Annotated in this window: 18 protein-coding genes; 5 read left to right on the forward strand and 13 right to left on the reverse strand. The window is 38.3% G+C overall.

Annotated features, from left to right (window positions below):
- Positions 1-108 precede the first annotated feature (108 nt).
- The 7 genes from trpA to RBH95_RS13090 are packed head-to-tail and all read right to left on the reverse strand — an operon-like array spanning position 109 to position 6,501.
- A complete protein-coding gene (gene trpA / locus RBH95_RS13060) occupies positions 109-879 on the reverse strand; it encodes a tryptophan synthase subunit alpha (RefSeq protein ID WP_307902256.1) in 771 nt (256 codons plus the stop codon).
- 8 nt (positions 880-887) lie between these two features.
- Entirely contained in the window at positions 888-2,069 is a 1,182-nt protein-coding gene (gene trpB / locus RBH95_RS13065) for a tryptophan synthase subunit beta (RefSeq protein WP_307900016.1), read from the reverse strand.
- Entirely contained in the window at positions 2,053-2,694 is a 642-nt protein-coding gene (locus tag RBH95_RS13070) for a phosphoribosylanthranilate isomerase (protein WP_307900017.1), read from the reverse strand. Before RBH95_RS13070 ends, trpB begins: the two co-directional genes overlap by 17 nt.
- Complete coding sequence (gene trpC / locus RBH95_RS13075) at positions 2,691-3,476, reverse strand: indole-3-glycerol phosphate synthase TrpC (protein ID WP_307900018.1); 786 nt, start codon at positions 3,474-3,476, stop codon at positions 2,691-2,693. Before trpC ends, RBH95_RS13070 begins: the two co-directional genes overlap by 4 nt.
- Positions 3,477-3,478: 2 nt before the next feature.
- Entirely contained in the window at positions 3,479-4,471 is a 993-nt protein-coding gene (gene trpD / locus RBH95_RS13080) for an anthranilate phosphoribosyltransferase (RefSeq protein ID WP_307900019.1), read from the reverse strand.
- Positions 4,472-4,513: 42 nt separating this feature from the next.
- Positions 4,514-5,080 carry an aminodeoxychorismate/anthranilate synthase component II gene (locus RBH95_RS13085; RefSeq protein WP_307900020.1) on the reverse strand — a complete coding sequence of 189 codons (567 nt, stop codon included), beginning with the start codon at positions 5,078-5,080 and terminating at the stop codon, positions 4,514-4,516.
- A 17-nt stretch (positions 5,081-5,097) separates the two neighbouring features.
- Positions 5,098-6,501 carry an anthranilate synthase component I family protein gene (locus tag RBH95_RS13090; RefSeq protein ID WP_307900021.1) on the reverse strand — a complete coding sequence of 468 codons (1,404 nt, stop codon included), beginning with the start codon at positions 6,499-6,501 and terminating at the stop codon, positions 5,098-5,100.
- 309 nt (positions 6,502-6,810) lie between these two features.
- On the opposite strand from RBH95_RS13090, the gene RBH95_RS13095 reads away from it, so the two are divergent.
- From RBH95_RS13095 to RBH95_RS13115, 5 genes are all read left to right on the forward strand, one after another.
- A complete protein-coding gene (locus RBH95_RS13095; protein ID WP_307900022.1) occupies positions 6,811-7,335 on the forward strand; it encodes a TlpA disulfide reductase family protein in 525 nt (174 codons plus the stop codon).
- Positions 7,336-7,340: 5 nt separating this feature from the next.
- The gene (locus tag RBH95_RS13100; RefSeq protein WP_307900023.1) at positions 7,341-7,952 is read left to right on the forward strand and encodes a thioredoxin family protein; all 612 of its coding nucleotides are present in this window, start codon (positions 7,341-7,343) and stop codon (positions 7,950-7,952) included.
- 104 nt (positions 7,953-8,056) lie between these two features.
- On the forward strand, positions 8,057-8,374 hold the full coding sequence (locus RBH95_RS13105) for a rhodanese-like domain-containing protein (protein ID WP_307900024.1): 318 nt from the start codon (positions 8,057-8,059) through the stop codon (positions 8,372-8,374).
- Between the two features lie 10 nt (positions 8,375-8,384).
- Positions 8,385-8,789 carry a rhodanese-like domain-containing protein gene (locus RBH95_RS13110; RefSeq protein ID WP_307900025.1) on the forward strand — a complete coding sequence of 135 codons (405 nt, stop codon included), beginning with the start codon at positions 8,385-8,387 and terminating at the stop codon, positions 8,787-8,789.
- Positions 8,790-8,982: 193 nt separating this feature from the next.
- Positions 8,983-11,403 carry a protein-disulfide reductase DsbD domain-containing protein gene (locus tag RBH95_RS13115; protein ID WP_307900026.1) on the forward strand — a complete coding sequence of 807 codons (2,421 nt, stop codon included), beginning with the start codon at positions 8,983-8,985 and terminating at the stop codon, positions 11,401-11,403.
- Positions 11,404-11,440: 37 nt separating this feature from the next.
- On the opposite strand, the gene RBH95_RS13120 is transcribed toward RBH95_RS13115, so the two are convergent.
- The 6 genes from RBH95_RS13120 to RBH95_RS13145 all read right to left on the reverse strand — a co-directional run bounded on the left by RBH95_RS13120 (position 11,441) and on the right by RBH95_RS13145 (position 19,580).
- Positions 11,441-12,625: an acetate/propionate family kinase gene (locus RBH95_RS13120; RefSeq protein ID WP_307900027.1), complete on the reverse strand. Its 1,185-nt coding sequence runs from the start codon at positions 12,623-12,625 to the stop codon at positions 11,441-11,443.
- Positions 12,626-12,641: 16 nt separating this feature from the next.
- The gene (pta, locus tag RBH95_RS13125; protein WP_307900028.1) at positions 12,642-14,735 is read right to left on the reverse strand and encodes a phosphate acetyltransferase; all 2,094 of its coding nucleotides are present in this window, start codon (positions 14,733-14,735) and stop codon (positions 12,642-12,644) included.
- A gap of 450 nt (positions 14,736-15,185) precedes the next feature.
- Positions 15,186-16,448, reverse strand: a complete 1,263-nt coding sequence (locus RBH95_RS13130; RefSeq protein ID WP_307900029.1) for a hypothetical protein — start codon at positions 16,446-16,448, stop codon at positions 15,186-15,188.
- 40 nt (positions 16,449-16,488) lie between these two features.
- On the reverse strand, positions 16,489-17,073 hold the full coding sequence (locus RBH95_RS13135) for a YceI family protein (RefSeq protein WP_307900030.1): 585 nt from the start codon (positions 17,071-17,073) through the stop codon (positions 16,489-16,491).
- A gap of 203 nt (positions 17,074-17,276) precedes the next feature.
- Complete coding sequence (gene hemN / locus RBH95_RS13140) at positions 17,277-18,638, reverse strand: oxygen-independent coproporphyrinogen III oxidase (RefSeq protein ID WP_307900031.1); 1,362 nt, start codon at positions 18,636-18,638, stop codon at positions 17,277-17,279.
- 102 nt (positions 18,639-18,740) lie between these two features.
- Complete coding sequence (locus RBH95_RS13145; protein ID WP_307900032.1) at positions 18,741-19,580, reverse strand: universal stress protein; 840 nt, start codon at positions 19,578-19,580, stop codon at positions 18,741-18,743.
- Between the last annotated feature and the right edge of the window lie 50 nt (positions 19,581-19,630).

Below are 19,630 nucleotides of genomic sequence, written 5' to 3' on the forward strand. Positions count from 1 at the left end.
TGACTTAAATTCAACAATCTATTATAAAAATACTACTTTTATTGTTGAAACAGACATTTCGCCGCTGAATTATGCCCGCTTAGAAACTATTAACCAAATCATTACACCTTAGCTCTTTTCCAAAATAGTCTTTACAAAATCATCTATAGTTCCTACTCCATTTTCCCTTAAATGCTTTATAAAGGCACTCCCAATAATTGCTCCCTTTGCATATGCTGTTGCCTGAGAAAAGGTTTGATTGTTAGAAATTCCAAACCCCACTATTTGAGGATTGCTTAGTTGCATTTTGGCAATTCGCTTAAAATAATTGGTTTGTTCCTCTCCAAATCCCTCTTGGCTCCCCGTAACACTGCTACTACTCACCATATAAATAAACCCATTAGAAATAGAATCGATAAATTTTATGCGTTCCTCAGAAGTTTGAGGCGTGATCAAAAATACGTTCAACAAGCCATAGGTTTCAAATATCTTTTGATAGTCCTCTACATAAACATCTACAGGTAAATCAGGAATGATCAAACCGTCAATTCCCACCTCCTGACATTTTTTACAAAAAGCTTCCACGCCATATTGCAGGATTGGATTGAAATAGCCCATAACTAATAATGGAATTGACACAGTTTTACGAATGTCTTTGAGTTGACGAAACAAAACCTCTGTGGTCATACTATTTTTTAAAGCTTGCGTAGAACTAGCCTGAATGGTCGGGCCATCCGCTAAAGGATCACTAAATGGTAAGCCAATTTCAATCATATCCACTCCGCTTTGCTCCAAATTCTGTATGATGGAAATGGTATCGTCCAGATTCGGAAACCCTGCCGTAAAATAAATGGACAGTAACTTTTTATCTTCTTTGAGCTTTCTTTGAATGCGGTTCATCATATCTTCTATAGCTTAAAATAATTGATGTATGTATCGAGATCCTTATCTCCCCTTCCTGACAAACAGAGCACTACAATATCGTTAGGATTGAATTGTTTCTTTTCAAAAACTGCCAAAGCATGCGCACTCTCAATAGCAGGAATAATCCCTTCCAATTGCGCCAAATTCATTCCAGCCCTCATAGCTTCGCCATCTGTAGCTGCCAAAAACTCAGCCCTCCCAGAAGCAAACAAATGCGCATGCATTGGCCCAACTCCAGGATAATCCAAGCCAGCAGAAATAGAATAAGGCTCAGTAATCTGGCCATCCTTGGTCTGCATCAATAAGGTTTTGCTTCCATGGATAATCCCCTCTCTTCCCAAAACTGACGTCGCCGCACTTTCTCCCGAATCAATTCCGTGACCTGCGGCCTCCACAGCAATCAATTTCACAGAAGTATCTTCTAAAAAATGATAGTAAGCGCCGGCTGCGTTACTGCCTCCTCCCACACAGGCTATCACATAGTTAGGTTTTGAGTTTTGTTCATGTGCCAGTAACTGTTCCTTAATTTCTTCTGAAATCACCGATTGGAACCTTGCCACCATATCAGGATAGGGGTGCGGCCCCACCACACTTCCTATAATGTAATGGGTATTGACAGGATTGTTGATCCAATCCCTAATGGCTTCATTGGTGGCATCCTTTAACGTCTTACTTCCTGACAAAGCAGGAACCACGGTGGCACCCAACATTTTCATTCGGGCTACATTAGGTGCTTGCCTTGCAATGTCAATTTCCCCCATATACACAATGCACTCCAATCCCATCAAGGCACATACTGTTGCGGTTGCCACACCGTGTTGCCCAGCCCCTGTTTCGGCAATAATTCGGGTTTTCCCCAAGCGTTTGGCCATCAAAATCTGGCCAATGGTATTGTTGATTTTATGAGCTCCTGTATGATTGAGGTCTTCCCGTTTCAAATAGATTCTGGTATTATACACTTCGGACAATCGCTTAGCAAAATATAATGGCGAAGGTCTGCCCACATAGTCTTTGAGCAATTGATTAAATTCAGCTTGAAACTCTGGCTCAGCCATTACCTTTACATAATTCTGCCGTAATTCCTCTACATTGGGATAAAGCATTTCGGGAATGAAAGCTCCTCCAAACTCCCCATAATATCCTTTGTTATTAACGTTGTAGCTCATTTATAAAGTTTTCTAGTTCATTCACATTCTTATGTCCTGCCGTAATTTCAAACCTGCTGTTTACATCAATGGCATAGCAATATGTTGCTGCCGAAGATTTGAGAAACCGCTTCAATACTGGCACATCTGTCGGTCCTATACCACCACTCAAAATATAGGGTTTCGTCGAGGGATAGCTTTCCAAAATTTTCCAATTGAACAACTCGCCATTGCCTCCAGGCAGATCTCCTTTGGTATCAAACAAAAAGTAGTCACTCACGGATTCGAAAGGTTTGATGGTATCAAAATTGAAATTCCTATCTACACTGAAAACTTTAATAATTTCCACAGATGAATCGGATATCTTGTTCAATTCCTTTTTCAAACCATTTATAAACGTTACCGATTCCGCACCATGCAACTGTACTGCTTTCAAGCCGTAATCAGTTACCTTTTTAATGACCTCTTGAATGGACGCATTTACAAACACCCCCGTCCTTTTTATGGTATCTGAAATTTCGGGAATGGTTCCCTTAAAAAACCGACTAGATTTCTCATAAAAAATGAACCCCAAATAATCTGGTTTCAAAGCAGCTACCGCCTTGATGTTATCCGAATATTTCATTCCACATACCTTCAGTTTCATTGCTCCAATTGTTTAATAAATTCCATTGCACTTTCCCCTGGACTACTTGTTTTCATAAAGTTTTCACCAATCAAGAAACCCGAAAACCCAAAGTCCCTTAATATTTTGATAGCCTCTACATTGCTTATACCACTTTCTGACACCTTTACAAATTCATCAGGAATTTGCGCGCTCAGCTCCTTGCTTGTATCCAAGCTCACTTCGAAAGTCTTTAGATTGCGATTGTTAACTCCCAATAGATCCAAACTAGGCATTAGGGATTTTTCGAGTTCTTCTTGGTTATGGACTTCCAGAAGTACCTCCAATCCCAACCTTTTTGCCAGTTCAGAAAATTTCTTGATATCTTCAGTACTCAAAACTGCTGCAATAAGTAAGATGGCATCAGCACCATAGGCCTTGGCCTCTACTATTTGGTATTCATCTATTATGAATTCCTTCCGCAACAATGGCAATCCACAACTGGCCCTAGCCAACAGCAAATCGTCGAGCGAACCTCCAAAATACTTTCCATCCGTTAACACCGACATGCCACAAGCCCCTACCTTTTCATAGCCTTTGGCCACATCAAACACATTGGCATCTTGATTGATTACGGCTTTGGACGGCGACCGTCGTTTATACTCAGCAATAATGCCCGAAGTACTATTTTTCAGCCGTTCACACATAGAAACCGTAGACCTACCAAACAATACTGATTGCTCCAATTGAGAAAAAGGAAAGAGTCCTTTTCGGAATTGTACTTCTTGTCTTTTATCCTTAATAATTCGTTGTAAAATATCCATAGCTACCGACTTAAATCGCACAACAGGTTAAAACGCTTTAGGGCTTCGCCACTTTCCAAAGATTCTTTGGCCATTCCATAGCTTGTTTCCAAATCGGTGCCCTTTACCGTCGCAATAGCCATAGCAGCATTGGCACATACCACACTGTTTTGAGCTTCGGTACCTTGACCTTGCAAAATATGCATGAATATTTTTGCTGAAGATTCTACAGACCCGCCTCCGTGAATAGAGTCGGAAGTTAAGGTTTGAACCCCAAATGATTCCGGAGTCAACATAAATTCAGCATCCCTTTGTACCACTTTGGCTGTTCCCGTTAAGGAAATTTCGTCATAACCATCCAATGCGTGAATGATACTGTATGTTTTATCGGAACCTTCGTATAAATAACTGTACAAACGCAGTAATTCCAAATTAAACACCCCAACCGCTTGGTATTTAGGTTTTGCAGGATTCACCATAGGACCTAGCATATTGAAAAACGTCTTCACTCCTAATTCCTTCCTAATCGGCGCCACATTTTTCATGGCAGGATGAAACAAAGGTGCATGCAAAATGCAAATACCCGTTTTATCCAAACTCCGTTTTAGAAAATTTCTTTTATTACTGAATTTAATACCCAAATGCTCCAACACATTGGAAGAGCCACTCGCCGAAGACACTCCATAATTACCATGTTTAGCTACATTTACTCCTGTTCCAGCAGTCACAAAAGAAGCCAAGGTTGAAATATTAAAGGTATGCTTGCCGTCGCCACCAGTACCACATAAATCTATAGCATCATAACCATCCAAATCCACATGGATACACAGTTCCAATAGAGCGTCCCTAAACCCTTTCAGTTCTTCCACCGTAATCCCGCGCATCATATAGATGGTGACGAAAGAGGCAATTTGGCTGTTGTTGTATTCCCCTTTGGAAATGTTCACCAAAACCTCTTTGGCTTCCTCACTGGAAATGTATTCCTGATTGATAAGTCTATTTAATATTTCTTTCATGTGTTTAAATCTTTTGTTGGAACTCGATTTTTCGTTTAAAACCTATTCCTTAATCCAATTTTCCAACATCTGTTTTCCCTGAGGCGTTAAAACAGATTCAGGATGGAACTGCACCCCTTTTACATCGTACACTTTATGACGCAAGGACATCACCTGTCCATTATTATCGTAAGAGGTTGCTTCCAAACTATCCGGTAAGTTTGGAGCTACCACCCAAGAATGGTAACGCCCTACTTCAATGGTTTTATCCAATCCATCGAAAAGTTGCTCATTATCCACACTAATGGTCACTTGAGTAGACACGCCATGAAACACAGTTTCTAAATTGATCAAACTTCCACCGAAAACCTCGCCAATGGCCTGTTGCCCCAAACACACCCCAAGAATACTTTTGGTAGGCGCATACTTTTGGATGATTGGCTTTAATAAACCAGCCTCATCAGGAATTCCCGGTCCCGGAGACAACAATATTTTATCGAAAGGGGCAACGTCCTCCAAACTTAACTGGTCATTTCGTATTACCGTTACCTCACAATCCAAGTCTTCCAAATAATGGACAAGGTTATAGGTAAAGCTGTCGTAATTGTCGATGACTAAAATCTTTTTCATTTTTCTATTGGTTAATTCTATATATTTTCGGCAAGCTCTAGAGCCTTGTTTAAAGCTCCCAACTTGTTATAAACTTCCTGTAGTTCGGTTTCTGGAACTGATTTAGAGACCAAACCTGCTCCCGCCTGCCAATGCAATACATGATCCTTGCTTACAAAGGTGCGAATCATAATGGCATGGTTAAAATTCCCTTCAAAATCCATAAATCCAATAGCTCCCCCATAAAACTCCCTACTTGTTTTTTCGTATTTCTCGATCAATTGCATGGCCCTATGTTTAGGAGCCCCCGTAAGTGTTCCTGCAGGAAAGGTATCGGCAACAATTTGCATGGTTTCTGTATCCGCATGCTTTTCCCCGATAACCTTACTAACCAAATGGATAACATGTGAGAAAAACTGAATTTCCCTATAAGTGTCCACCTTTACATCACGACCATGTCGACTCAAATCGTTACGTGCCAAATCCACTAACATGACATGTTCACTATTTTCCTTTACATCATTTGCCAATTGCTTTGCCAATTGTGCATCTTCTTCATCATTTCCAGTACGCTTAAAAGTGCCCGCAATGGGATGAATTTCCGTCCTTCCTTCCTTAACTACCAAATGCGCCTCTGGCGAACTTCCAAAGATTTTAAAGTTGCCATAATCGAAATAAAACAAATAAGGAGAAGGATTGATGCTTCGTAACGCCCTGTATACATTAAATTCATCTCCTTTAAAATGTTGAGAGAATTTTTTGGATAACACCAATTGAAACACATCTCCCCGTGAACAATGCTGTTTGGCCAATTCCACATTGGCCATATATTCTTCGTCGGTAAGATTGGAAGCTGGATCTCCTTCCTTAGAAAAATTGAATACCGTATAGTTTTTGGATTGTATCAATTGATGGATTTCATCAATGTTGTTTTCAGCTTCGAAACAATGGGCAAAAATATAAGCTTCGTTTTTATAATGATTAATAGCAATAATATTTTGGTATACCGCATAAAAAATATCTGGAATCCCCAAACAGTCCTCCTTTTTAGAAATTTCGATATCTTCAAAATATCTTACCGCATCATAGCCCATATAACCAAACACCCCATTATTGATAAACTTGAACTCCCGGTTTGAATGCACCTTGAAACGATGCGTAAACTTATGAATCTTCTCTATCACCTCATTGTTCTGCTTGATTTTATTAACCAAAACACTCCCGTCTGGAAAGGTGTGTGTTATGACATTATCCTGAACTTTAAAAGTAGCAATAGGATTACAGCAGATATAAGAAAAACTGTTGTCGCTTGCATGGTAATCGCTACTTTCCAACAAAATACTATTAGGATATTGATCCCTAATTTTAAGATATACGGATACAGGTGTGATGGTATCTGCCAGGATTTTCTTGTAATGGGTATAGAGACTAAAGGTTTTCATAAGGTTGGATAATTCATGATATAAAAAAAGGCTTGTCGTGAACGACAAGCCTTGATATTGGAATTTAAATATACAGCAGGGTCTAATTCACGAAAATGTTACTTCGGGAACTCCACCACCATGTATTATTTAAAATTATTTGCATTGTTTGTTTATTGAAATTCAAATATATAAATGTTCTCTTGTTTTTCAAATTATTTTACCTAAAAAGTGCCTTCTTCAAAAAAAGATCCAAAATCCATATTTTCTTAGCCCTTAATTTTTTGTTAAAAAATTAGTTGCTAAAAATCCTCTTTTTAACTTTAGCTAATGAAAAAGATTTTAATTTTTGTTACCATACTTGGCGTATTCTCTTGCCAAGATAATACTTCTAAGAAGACAATAGCTGAAAACAATACCGTTGAAGAGCAGCCTTATAACTTAGAAGTTCATAATTTTGACGGCATCCAACAATACCTTGAAACTTCTGATAACAAAACCTACGTCGTTAATTTTTGGGCCACTTGGTGCGCCCCCTGCGTCAAGGAACTTCCTTATTTTGAAGAATTGGGCACTAACTTTAAAGATAAAGATGTTGAAGTCATCTTAATAAGTCTAGATTTTCCGCAGCAGTACGAAGCTAAATTGATCCCGTTTATTGAAAAGAACAAATTACAATCTAAAGTTGTTGCCTTAAATGACCCAGATTCCAATTCTTGGATTCCAAAGGTAAGCGATGCTTGGACAGGAGCACTTCCTGCAACACTTATATTCAATGCCAAAGAACGTAAGTTTTTTGAAAAATCATTTGATTATAACGAACTAGAAACCGAACTTCAACACTTTATAAACTAATTATTATGAAAACAATGAAACTTTTATTTGCTTTTATAGCTGTACTATCCCTATCCGCCTTTACCACCGTACCAAATGAACCTGGCTATAGTGTGGGAGACATGGCTACCGATTTTAAACTAGAGAATACTGATGGAAGAATGATTTCCTTGTCCGATTACAAAAATGCCAAAGGATTCATCGTGATTTTCACTTGTAACACATGCCCTTATGCTGTTGCCTATGAAGACCGTATCAATGACTTGAACAAGAAATACGCTCAAAAAGGATATCCTGTAATTGCTATTATGCCAAATAATACAGACATCAAACCTGGAGATAACATGGACGCCATGAAAGTGAGAGCTCAAGAAAAGGGCTTTACCTTTCCTTATTTAATTGACAAAAATCAAGAAATTTTCCCACAATACGGAGCTACAAAAACTCCACACGTATATGTATTGGAAAAAACCAATAGCGGCAACCAAGTAAAATATATAGGTGCTATAGATGACAACTATCAAGATGCTTCGGCTGTTAACACCAAGTATGTTGAGAATGCTGTAGATGCCCTTTTACAAGGGAAACAAATTAAAGAGCCTCACACTAAAGCCATTGGATGTTCCATTAAAATATAAGTTCATCTTCCAAAAAATCGAAATCCGGAGTGTAACACTTCGGATTTTTTTTCGTCTATATGGTAAAGAAAAGTTAATTTTGTAGTTCAAAAAACACAAAAAGAATGGCAGATTTAACACAAGAAGAATGGGCAGAACAGCTATCCCAAGACAATAACGCTGTAGTATTAGACGTTAGAACCCAGGAAGAGGTTGAGGAGGAAGGTATAATCCCCAATGCCGTGCACATAGACATTTACAGAGGTCAGGAATTCATTAATGAAGTTGAAACCTTGGACAAGAGTAAAACCTTTTATGTTTACTGCAGATCTGGTAACCGAAGTGGCCAAGCCTGCGCCATTATGAACCAACTAGGCTTTGAAAACACCAACAATTTATTGGGTGGATTCAGCGAATGGACTGGGGATGTAGCGTCCATCTAAAATAATATTTATGAAACATGTTCTAATTATCTTAAGTTTAGCTTTGATGGTACTTTCCACAGGTTGTGGATTGGACTCTAAAGGAGACGGAGACATCAAACTGGTGACTCCTGAGGAAATGCAAACACTTTTAGAACTAGAAGATGTCCAACTTATTGATGTACGCACTCAAGAAGAACACGAAGAGGGATACATCCCTGAATCTCAAAACATAGATTTCAACTCCCCTACTTTTGAAGAGGATATTTCCAAATTAGATAAAAGCAAACCGGTGATACTGTATTGCAGAACAGGAAAACGCAGTGCAGAATGTTCGCAAAAACTCAAGGAAGCTGGATTTGTAAAAATCTATGATTTGGAAGGTGGTTTTTCCAAATGGAAGCACGACGGACTCGACATCGATTCAAAATCATAAAATACATTTAAAACAATTAAAAGGCCGAACTTTATTGATCGGCTTTTTTTATGGACTTATAACTTCATTTTAAAGCTAATTTTAAGAGTCCTTTATGGATTTATAAGATAACTTCTTTTAAATTTGCCGACAACCCTATAAATATCTGTAGAAACCGTTTTCTTTTGCAGATTTTTTAAAATTATGTTACCTAATGAACAAATTTTTAGCAAGCTTATTTATTCTTGTACTGTCCATTACCGCTACCAATGCACAAGTACTTGAGCCCGTAAAATGGTCGACTGCTGTTGAAAAAATTTCCGAAACTGAGTATTATTTAGTCTCCAAAGCTACCATCGACAAAGGATGGCACCTTTACTCCCAAAACGTTCCGGACAACGGCCCCATTCCAACAACATTTTCTTACAACAAAACAACAAATTTTGAACTTATCAATGAAACTTTGGAAGAAGAAGGGCACACCGTAGACGACCCTGTCTTCCAAATGGAGATTAAGTTTTTTGAAGATCATGCTGAGTTTAGACAACGCATCAAGGTATTGAATTCCGAGTTGTCCTTGGTAAAAGGAGAAGTGGAATTTATGGTTTGCGATGACCAACGCTGCTTACCTCCAAACTTTATTGATTTGGCTTTCGACCTTTCAAAAAGTACTGCCGCTGCTACTGAAAGCGCATCCATCTTTAACTCCAATGAGGAGAATGCTGCAGTAAATTCTAATATTATTGAACCTGTTAAATGGAGTACTGCTGTTGAAAGAGTATCCAACGACGAGTACAACCTGGTATCCAAAGCAACTATAGATAATGGGTGGCACCTGTATTCACAAAAAGTACCTGACAACGGTCCAATTGCTACCGCATTCATTTATAATGAAGACGCCAATTATCAAGTTGTTGGCACAACAACAGAAGCCGAAGGCCATACGGTAAACGACCCTGTTTTCAATATGGAAATCAAATTCTTTGAAACTACTACCGAGTTTAGACAGCGCATCAAAGTTTTGGACAAATCCCTAAAACATATCTCCGCAGAAGTGGAGTTTATGGCTTGTAACAATACTCAATGTACGGCACCAACATATGTAGATTTAAATTTCGATTTATCACAAAGTATAGCTGCATCAAAAGACAACGCTGCTGAAATTAGCGAACCATCATCTACCGAAGACGAAAAAGGCCTTTTGGGAATTTTCTTTGTAGCCTTCCTTTCTGGATTTGCCGCCTTGCTAACACCATGTGTTTTCCCTATGATTCCTATGACCGTAAGTTTCTTTACCAAACAAAGTAAAAGTAAAGCTGCAGGTATCAGAAATGCTATTATTTACGGTGTTTCAATCATTGTTATCTATGTGCTTTTAGGGATTTTGGTAAGTTTAATATTTGGGGCTGATGCCTTGAATGCCCTATCCACAAATGTATGGTTTAACCTCATATTCTTTGTCCTATTACTAGTTTTTGCAGCTTCCTTTTTGGGTGCTTTCGAAATATTACTACCTAACTCCTGGGCCAACAAAGTAGATTCCCAAGCCGATAGAGGTGGCATGATTGGTATCTTTTTTATGGCTTTGGCATTAGCTATCGTATCGTTCTCTTGTACAGGGCCAATTGTTGGAACCTTATTAGTACAAGCGGCAGCTGGAGGCAGTCAAGTAGGTCCAATTGTTGGAATGTTAGGATTCTCTTTAGCCATAGCATTACCATTTGCCTTGTTTGCAGCATTTCCAGGATGGTTAAACTCATTACCTAAATCTGGAGGATGGCTAAATACAGTTAAAGTTGTTCTTGGATTTTTAGAATTAGCTCTTGCCTTCAAATTCTTATCCAATGCCGACTTGGTACTACAAACACACCTATTAGAACGAGAAGTATTTATCGCTATTTGGATTGCGATTTTTGGTGCCTTGGCTTTTTACCTATTCGGAAAAATCCAATTACCACACGATTCACCTTTATCACACATTTCTGTAGGCCGATTAAGTTTAGGACTTTTAGTATTATCGTTTACTATTTATATGATTCCTGGACTATGGGGAGCGCCTTTAAATTTAATCAGTGCTTTTCCTCCTCCATTAGATTATAGTGAGTCACCGTATGGTGTAGGAAATTCAAAAGGTGGCGGTGGAGCTGCTTCTGCAAGTCATGAAGACCTTCCTGACGGTGCTCATTTATTAGCCCCTCACCAAATTTTAGCCTTTAATGATTATGACAAAGGCTTGGCGTATGCCAAAGAAGTTGGCAAACCTGTAATGCTGGACTTTACGGGATGGGCCTGCGTAAATTGCCGTAAAATGGAACAAAATGTTTGGGTGAAAGATAACATCCTAAACATTTTGAAAAACGATGTGGTATTGATTTCATTATATGTAGATGACAAACGTCCGCTTCCTGAGGGTGAAGTGATGGAATCGCAATTGAAACCAGGAAAACAGTTAAAGTATATTGGTCAAAAGTGGAGCGAATTCCAAACCATTAAATACAAAACCAATACACAGCCTTTCTATGTTTTAATGGGCCATGATGAAGCCAACTTGAATACGCCTGTTGGTTACACTCCCAATGCTGAAGAATATCACACTTGGCTAGAAAATGGTTTAAACAATTTCAAAACCGAATAACAATAAAAAAACCTTCCGATTGGGAGGTTTTTTTATACTATTTAGTGACTAGCTCATAACTCTGTTTGGCAATCTCCAACTCTTCATTAGTAGGAATAACCAATACTTTCACCCTAGAAGTTTCAGTGCTTATGTCCCTTGCATCTTTAGACCTTATAGCGTTTAGTTCAGTATTCAATTGAATTCCTAAAAAGTCCATATCCTCACACACTAAGCCTCTTAGCACATCACTGTTCTCGCCAATCCCTGCCGTAAACACAATGGCATCCAAACCGTTCATAGCCGCTGCGTAAGCGCCAATAAACTTTTTAATGCGGTAGGCATTCATCTCTAATGCCAGCAAACAATCCTTATTGCCATTACCAGCCTCGGCTTCTATTTCCCGTAAATCGCTAAATCCAGTCAAGCCCAACATACCACTCTTTTTGGATAAAATATCAGACATTTCCTCTTTGGAATATCCATACTTATTCATAAGATAAAAGATAACGGTTTGATCAATTGCACCACTTCGGGTTCCCATAATTAAACCTTCGTTAGGGCCAAACCCCAAAGTGTGATCCAAACTTTTACCTTCATGTACAGCCGTCATACTACAGCCATTCCCCAAGTGGATTGTGATAATTTTAGCGCTTGGATTTTTCAAGAATGCAACAGCCTCTTCGGAAACAAATTTGTGAGAAATCCCATGGAATCCATACACCCGAATTCCCTGATCCAAATACTTATTTTCAATAGCATATTTATATACTTTTTGAGGAAGTGATTGATGAAAAGCGGTATCGAATACGGCAACCTGTTTCGCATTTGGAAAAATACGCTCTGCCACCAATACACCTTCATAGTTTGGAGGATTATGCAAAGGTGCCAAGGAAAACAAACTTTTTATTTTATGTTTCACCTTCTCATCAATCTCTATGGTATCCGAGAAATCCTTACCGCCATGCACAATACGATGTCCTACAACATCAATTTCATCTACGTTTGCAATGACTCCCTTTTTGGGGTCCATCAGTAATTTAGCAACTTCAGACAAACCAAAGGCATGGTCTGCTACTGGAATGTTTAAAGTAATCCCTTCACTGCCCTTTTTATAAACAATTGCCCCTACATCCAAACCAATACGTTCCACCAATCCAGAGGCAACGACAGTTTCTGAAGGCATTTCAATCAATTGGAATTTAATAGAAGAACTTCCTGAATTTATTACAAGTGTTTTCATACAAAAATTATAAAGGTTATAGGCCCTGTGCCTGTATAGCGGTTAATACTACAGTGTTGAACACATCATCAATGGTACAACCTCTACTTAAATCGTTTACGGGTTTATTGAGCCCTTGCAACATTGGTCCAATGGCCAATGCACCGGTTTCTCGCTGAACGGCCTTATAGGTGTTGTTACCCGTATTTAAATCTGGGAATATTAACACCGTAGCTTGTCCTGCCACTTCAGAATCCGGCATTTTGTTTTTTCCTACTACAGGATCAACGGCTGCATCATATTGAATAGGACCTTCCACTTTTAAATCTGGGCACTGTTGTTTTACAATTTGAGTAGCTGCCCTTACCACCTCAACGTCTTCTCCTTTACCTGAGGAACCAGAAGAATAGGACAACATCGCTACTTTCGGTTCAATACCGAAGGCCTCACTACTTCTAGCTGAAGAAATAGCAATCTCAGCCAATTGTTCGGCATTAGGATTTGGATTGATGGCGCAATCGCCAAAAATAGATACCCTATCATCCAAACACATAAAGAAAATAGAGGACACAATGGAACACCCCGGTTTGGTTTTAATAAACTGAAGTGCGGGACGAATAGTATGCTGCGTAGTATGGATAGCTCCAGACACCATACCATCGGCATCGCCTTTGTAAATCATCATGGTACCAAAATAGGACAAATCGTTCATCAAGTCCCTGGCCATGTCCATGTTTACATTTTTATGTTTACGCAATTCGTAAAAGGTTTCCACATAATCCTCAAACTTCTCATATTTTGCAGGTTCAATAATCTGGACTTTGGAACGGTCCATATTCAAACCTAACTCATCTATTTTGGTTTTGATTTCCTTTTTATTTCCTAAGAGTACTAAATCTACCAAATCCAGCAATGAAAGTCTTGCGGCCGCCGTTAGGATACGTGCGTCTGTAGCTTCCGGCAGTACGATGCGCTTTTTCTCTTTTCTAGCCTTTTGAATTAATTTATACTGAAACATTCTAGGCGTCATCACCTTGGTCTCAAAAGCGGTTAATTTCTCAAATATGTCTTCCATAGACACATATTTTTGAAAGGTAGCTATCGAGGTAAGGATTTTCTCTTTACTCTCTGCATAAATATTAGACTTGATACCTCCTATTCTTTGGGTAACCTCAAAGGTCCCTTTGTTTACCGACACAATGGGCACTACATTTGAAAGTCCATCGATCAATTGTAAAATAGGTTCTTCTGGCATCAAACCTCCAGTTAGGATAATTCCAGAAATATTTGGATAATTACTTGATAAATGCGCTTGCAAAGAGCCTAAAATCAAATCGGCACGATCACCAGGCATAATCAACAAACTTCCTTCCTTTATATGTGTCAGGAAATTCCGAAGTTGCATGGCACCTACGGCAAAGCTTCCCGATTGGTTTCCCATGTGCTCTTCTCCAAATAAAACCTGTCCTTCTAAAGCATCCGTAATTTCCGTTAAAGTAGGGAATGCCAAAGTATCTACTAAGGGAATGGTAATAACCTCAACTTCTTCCGGAATAAATGCGTTGATGGACTTCTCCAGCAAAGTGGCATTTTTAGATTGAATTTTATTGGCTATCAAAGCCAAAATTTCCACATCTTGACTTTTAAAGGTTTGGTAAGCCATTTCCAAGCTTCCTATAAACTTATCCAACGTTTTTCCTACACCACTACTCACAATCACTGTAGGTAGCCCCAGGTTTTTTGCTATATTGACATTCCAATCAAACTCAAATACACTGCCTTCACCAACAAAATCGGTACCTTCTACCAATACAAAATCATATTGGTCTTCCAGTGCTTTATACTTCTTGATAATAATATCCAGAGACTCTCCAATTTTCCCTGCATTTCTATTCTGAATGATCTCTTGGCGTGTCAAGGCATAGGCATCTTCATAAGGTATGTCTAAATTAAAATAGGTAAGAATTGTATCAATATGATTATCCTTAACACCTTCTTCCTGATTACTTATAATTGGTCTGAAATAAGCTACTTTAGGTGTTTTCCCTAAAAGCGCCTGCATAAGTCCTAAGGACACAATTGACTTACCACTATTGGTCTCTAAGGTTGCAATGTAAAGCCCTTTATTCATGGTTGTTTACTTTTAGTTTGTAATTACAGAACCCCTTTGGTCGAGATTCCTGTTTATTTTAAGAATTGAAATCCCTTTGATCTGCATCAAAAAAGATTCCTGTTGTTTACCAACATCTTTTATCACTAATTGCTTGAAGCCGTTTCGGTAATTGGGGTGCGAATTTACATAAACTCTTCTTATTACTCCTATCCTTATGAAAGCCGTCCTAAAATAAACAGAGACAAACACAAATCCACTTAAATCACTGTAATAAAAATAGTTAAATACGAATTTAAGGATAATTTTCCAATCCAAAACCCTATATGGGCTAACAGCTTAATTTAATTAAAAAGATTGTTGCTACTTTCAAATTGATTAAAAACAAAGGCCCCATTTAGTATTTAAATGAGGCCTTATCCATCAATCAACACTAACTTAATACAACATATTAAGCAGCTCTTTTATAATTTAGAAGCTAATTACGGCTTCCATCATTAGTCCATCGAATTGACCATCGTGTAAGATGCTATCTGTTGCATAACCGTCATATGTTTGGTTAACATATTCCGCTTTTACAAGAATGTTGTTTGTCATGAACCAACCAGCTGCCAAGTTGAATCTTGAAATTTCAACATCATCTCCACTTCTGTCTTCTGCATCTACCATGTTGTAACGTCCACCTACGTAGAAGTTCTCGTTGCGACCAAATCTGTAGATTAACTCTCCAGCGTATTGGTTAGCGCTTCTTCTTTCAGCTTCAGAATTACGTCTACCGTTTGCAACCTCAACAGTTCCAAAAAACTCCAATCCTCTATATTTTACGAATGGGTTAATCATGTAAGCAGTTACTTTGTTACCAAAGTTTGGATTGTAACGTCCAGATCTGAAGTTGTCATCAGCACCTTCTTCCTGCATTACGTGGTAGTATCTTGCTCCCGTACGGTCTGCACTGTATAGGTAAGAACTTGCAACGCTACCTGTGTTGTAAAGAGACCCTGTTAAACGTAATCTCAAATCATCAGTAACTTGTTTGTCATATCCTAATTTTGCCAAGAAAGAAGCTCCATTAGCGTCATTTTTAACTGTAGATTGGTTCAATTTACCGTTAGAGAAGCCAACCATTCCAATGAAACCACTGTTTCTATAGTAAAGTTCTGCACCTACTTCTGTAGTGAAAGCGTCCATGATCAAGTTTCCAACAAATGGGTTGTAGATAGCTTGCGCGTTATCACTTCTTCTAAAGTGAGCATCACCATAGTTGTTTTCCATGTGCCCAATTCTAATAGTAGTGTGTTTCATTAGGTCTTCCAAAAGTCCTTCTTTGATGAAGTCTAATTTGTCAATTTGGAAGTACCCTCCTTTTACATATGGTTCTGGGTGGTGTCTAGAACTCAAGTAAGTTCTTAAGTGCATACGTACCCCATCTGCTAGTGCCACGTCCAAATCTAAGTTTGCGGTAGCTAGGTTAAAGTTACTTCCTAATTCGTCCAAAGCCACGGCTCCTGAGTTTTCATGATCTAATGCTTGGAATTGTAAAGCGAATGATCCACCTACTCTTACTCGAATACCATCAAAAGTTGAAATGGTATCTTTTGGAGATTCAAATACATTAACACCGTTTTTATCTGGCTCTCTGTAATTGTCTAAACTTCTATGATTTTTTTGGGCATAACTGTTAAGTCCTCCGATTAACATGACTGCCAGTACTGAATTTCTAAAAATTGATTTCATGTCTTAAGTTTTTTTTGCGTTAGATTTTGTTGTTTTTAATTTAGTTTATCATGATGGTATTAAATTCTATGGTAAGCGCATCTCCAGTGGTCACTGTTCCAAACAATGCCGTTGGAGGCTCTACATTAAAGTCGGTCATTTTAATATTCTTACTTCCTTTTAATGTAGCTTGATTGCCTTTTAATGCAAGCTCAAAATCCAATCCTACCTTCTTGGTGGTTCCTGAAATGGTTAAGTTTCCTTCAGCAGCTACTTTGTATGTTCCATTTCCTAGATCTTGAACACTTTTAGTATTTAAAAGTTCAAAAGTGATGTACTTGTACTTGTTCGTTTTTAAAGCTTTATAGGAGTTTTTGTCCATTGCAGACTTTCCGCTCTTCAAGCTTTCGGCTTCAATTTCTATTTTAAGATTATTAATTGTAAGGCCACCTGTTGTTGTAATGTCCAAACTTCCTTTTTGATTTTCCGCAGTTTCTTCCCAATCGTGCAAGCTTGAAGTTCCTTTTACTACCAAAGTAGAGCTTTGATTGTTCAACTTGAACTGTTGTGCAAAAGAAGCTGTAGATGAAATGAACAGTAACGCCAAAACACTAAGTGCGATGTTCATTTTTTTAAGCGTTTTCATAACCGTTTTGTTTATTATTATGGTACAAAGATGCAACGGACGTAAGAATTAAAATATGACATTCATCATACACCGACATAAACGACTGACAACATGACATTTATCATATGTAAAATTTTTACTACAAAGGATGGCAAAAATGAGAAATTCTCGTGAATTAAAAAGGCTTTTACAAAAAAAATCGCCCTTAGGCGATTTTCAATTTAAATGGTCATGGAAAAGATGGGTTTACCCGAGCTTTTCTGTTGAAGTTTAACATCAAACGCCATGCACACATTCCTTACAAAGGGCACTCCCTTTTCGGTAATCTTGATATTATTTTCTCCAATTTCAATAAGATCATCCTCTTCCATCTCTTTCAATTGCAAAACCACTTGCGGTAATGCATCAAAACACTCCTCTTTGTTTTCCCAAGATGTTTTAAACTGGCACATCAATCCCAAAATATGTTTTCTAATAATTAAATCTTCCTCATTTAAGATATGTCCCCTAAACACAGGAATCAATCCTTCGTCAATTAATTGCTTGTAGCTTTCTATGTCTTTGGCGTTTTGAGCAAAGGCGTACCAGCTATCTCCAATAGCAGACACGCCCAAGCCAATCATCATTTGGGTTTTGGAAGCTGTGTATCCCATAAAGTTTCTATGCAACTGTTCTGTTTTCATAGCTGTGTACATGGAATCTGTAGGCAAGGCAAAATGGTCCATTCCAATCTCTTTATAACCTACTTGCTCCAAAAGCGCCTTTCCGTTTTCATATTGCTGACGTCTACTTTCGGCGGACGGCAAATCCTGTTCATTAAATCCTCTTTGACCATTCCCTTTAATCCAAGGCGTATGAGCATAACCGTAAAATGCAATACGATCTGGTTTTAATGCCTTTGTATTTTCTATGGTTGTTTGAATATGCTCCATCTCCTGAAAAGGCAACCCAAAAATTAAATCATGGCCAATAGAGGTATACCCAATGGCCCTGGCGGCTTCTGTTACTCGTTTTACATTTTCAAAAGGTTGTACTCTATGAATGGCCTTTTGTACCTTCTCGTTATAATCCTGAACCCCAAAACTTACTCTTCTAAACCCCAAATCGAATAAGGTTTGTAAATGAGCCTTGGTAGTATTGTTTGGATGTCCTTCAAAACTAAACTCATAACCAGGAGCCAAATCGGCACTTTCCAATATCCCTTGTATTAAGCTTCGCAGATGCTCTGGTGAAAAGAATGTAGGTGTCCCCCCTCCTAAATGCAGTTCCTTAATACTTGGTCTTTCCGGCAATAACTCGCAATACAACTCCCATTCCCGCAACACATACTCTATATAGGGCTTTTCAACTTCATGGCGCTTGGTAATACGTTTATTACAACCACAAAAAGTGCACAGGCTTTCGCAATATGGTAAATGAACATAAAGGCTAATCCCTTCCTCCTTACTTTCAGCAAACGATGCTTTTAAGGACGCCTTCCACTGTTCTAAAGAAAAAGTGTCGGCATTCCAAAAGGGCACCGTAGGATAACTGGTATATCGAGGCCCTGGAACATTATATTTATTGACAAGATTACAATTCATTTTAGTTCAATTTTCGCCAAAAATAAAAGGTACACCATCCTTAGCATATGATATTTATCAGTGCAATATTTGGCTTCCTTACAGAACCATAGAGCTCAATAGCTATTTAGACGGTCTATGTTCGTGAAGTACCAAAAATGGAATATTGGTTAAATAGGTAAGTTTTTTAACACTTGGCTGAAACAACAAGCGTTGCATATAATTTAGGTTTTTAGCTACCATCGCAATTAAATCCACACCTTGATCCTCAACAAAAGACTGGATAGCAGCTTCTAGCTTTTTATCATTAAAGAAATTGAAACTATGATGGAAATAGCTTAAAAATGCCTCTAGGTACTTTTTGTTTTTAACCTGATCAGGAAACAACTCGCTGCCCTTTTTGCATACATGCAGCACTCTGAAATTGGTATTGAAACGTTTCAGGATAGCTCCAATAGATTGCAACGTATCATCATTATAGATCATGGAAAAATCTGTAGGAAATATAATTTCCTTGCAATCATGAAACTTGGCTTGCTGCGGTACCACCAGCGCATTACATTTTACCTTTGTAATAATTTCGTGGGTTCGAGTTCCAATTCCTGAATTTTCAAAAGTATTGGCTCCTTTAGTCCCAATAACAATGGCATCTATTTTCAGCTTTTTAACCTGACTTCTAACAGATTCAACAAAAAAATTATGATCAACTACCGTGTGAAATGTAAAATGATGCCCTTTTGGAAGCTCCTTTTCTATATTTGAGCGCAGCTGCTCTAATCGTCTATAGGTTTCATCCTGAAGGGTAACAAGCTCTGTTGCCGACAGATTTGCCATACCATTTCTCAACACATTTACATGCAGCAAAAAAAACTCACAGGACACCCCTTCATAAAACTTGATGGCGTATCTAATGGAGTTTAATGAGTTTTCTGAAAAATCTGTTGGTAATAGTATATTTTTCATTGTTCACACTTTCTTACACAAAAGTAATTTGAAAGTGTTTTTAAAAATAT

It is taken from the genome of Mangrovimonas sp. YM274 (genome assembly GCF_030908385.1).
Lineage (GTDB): Bacteria > Bacteroidota > Bacteroidia > Flavobacteriales > Flavobacteriaceae > Mangrovimonas_A.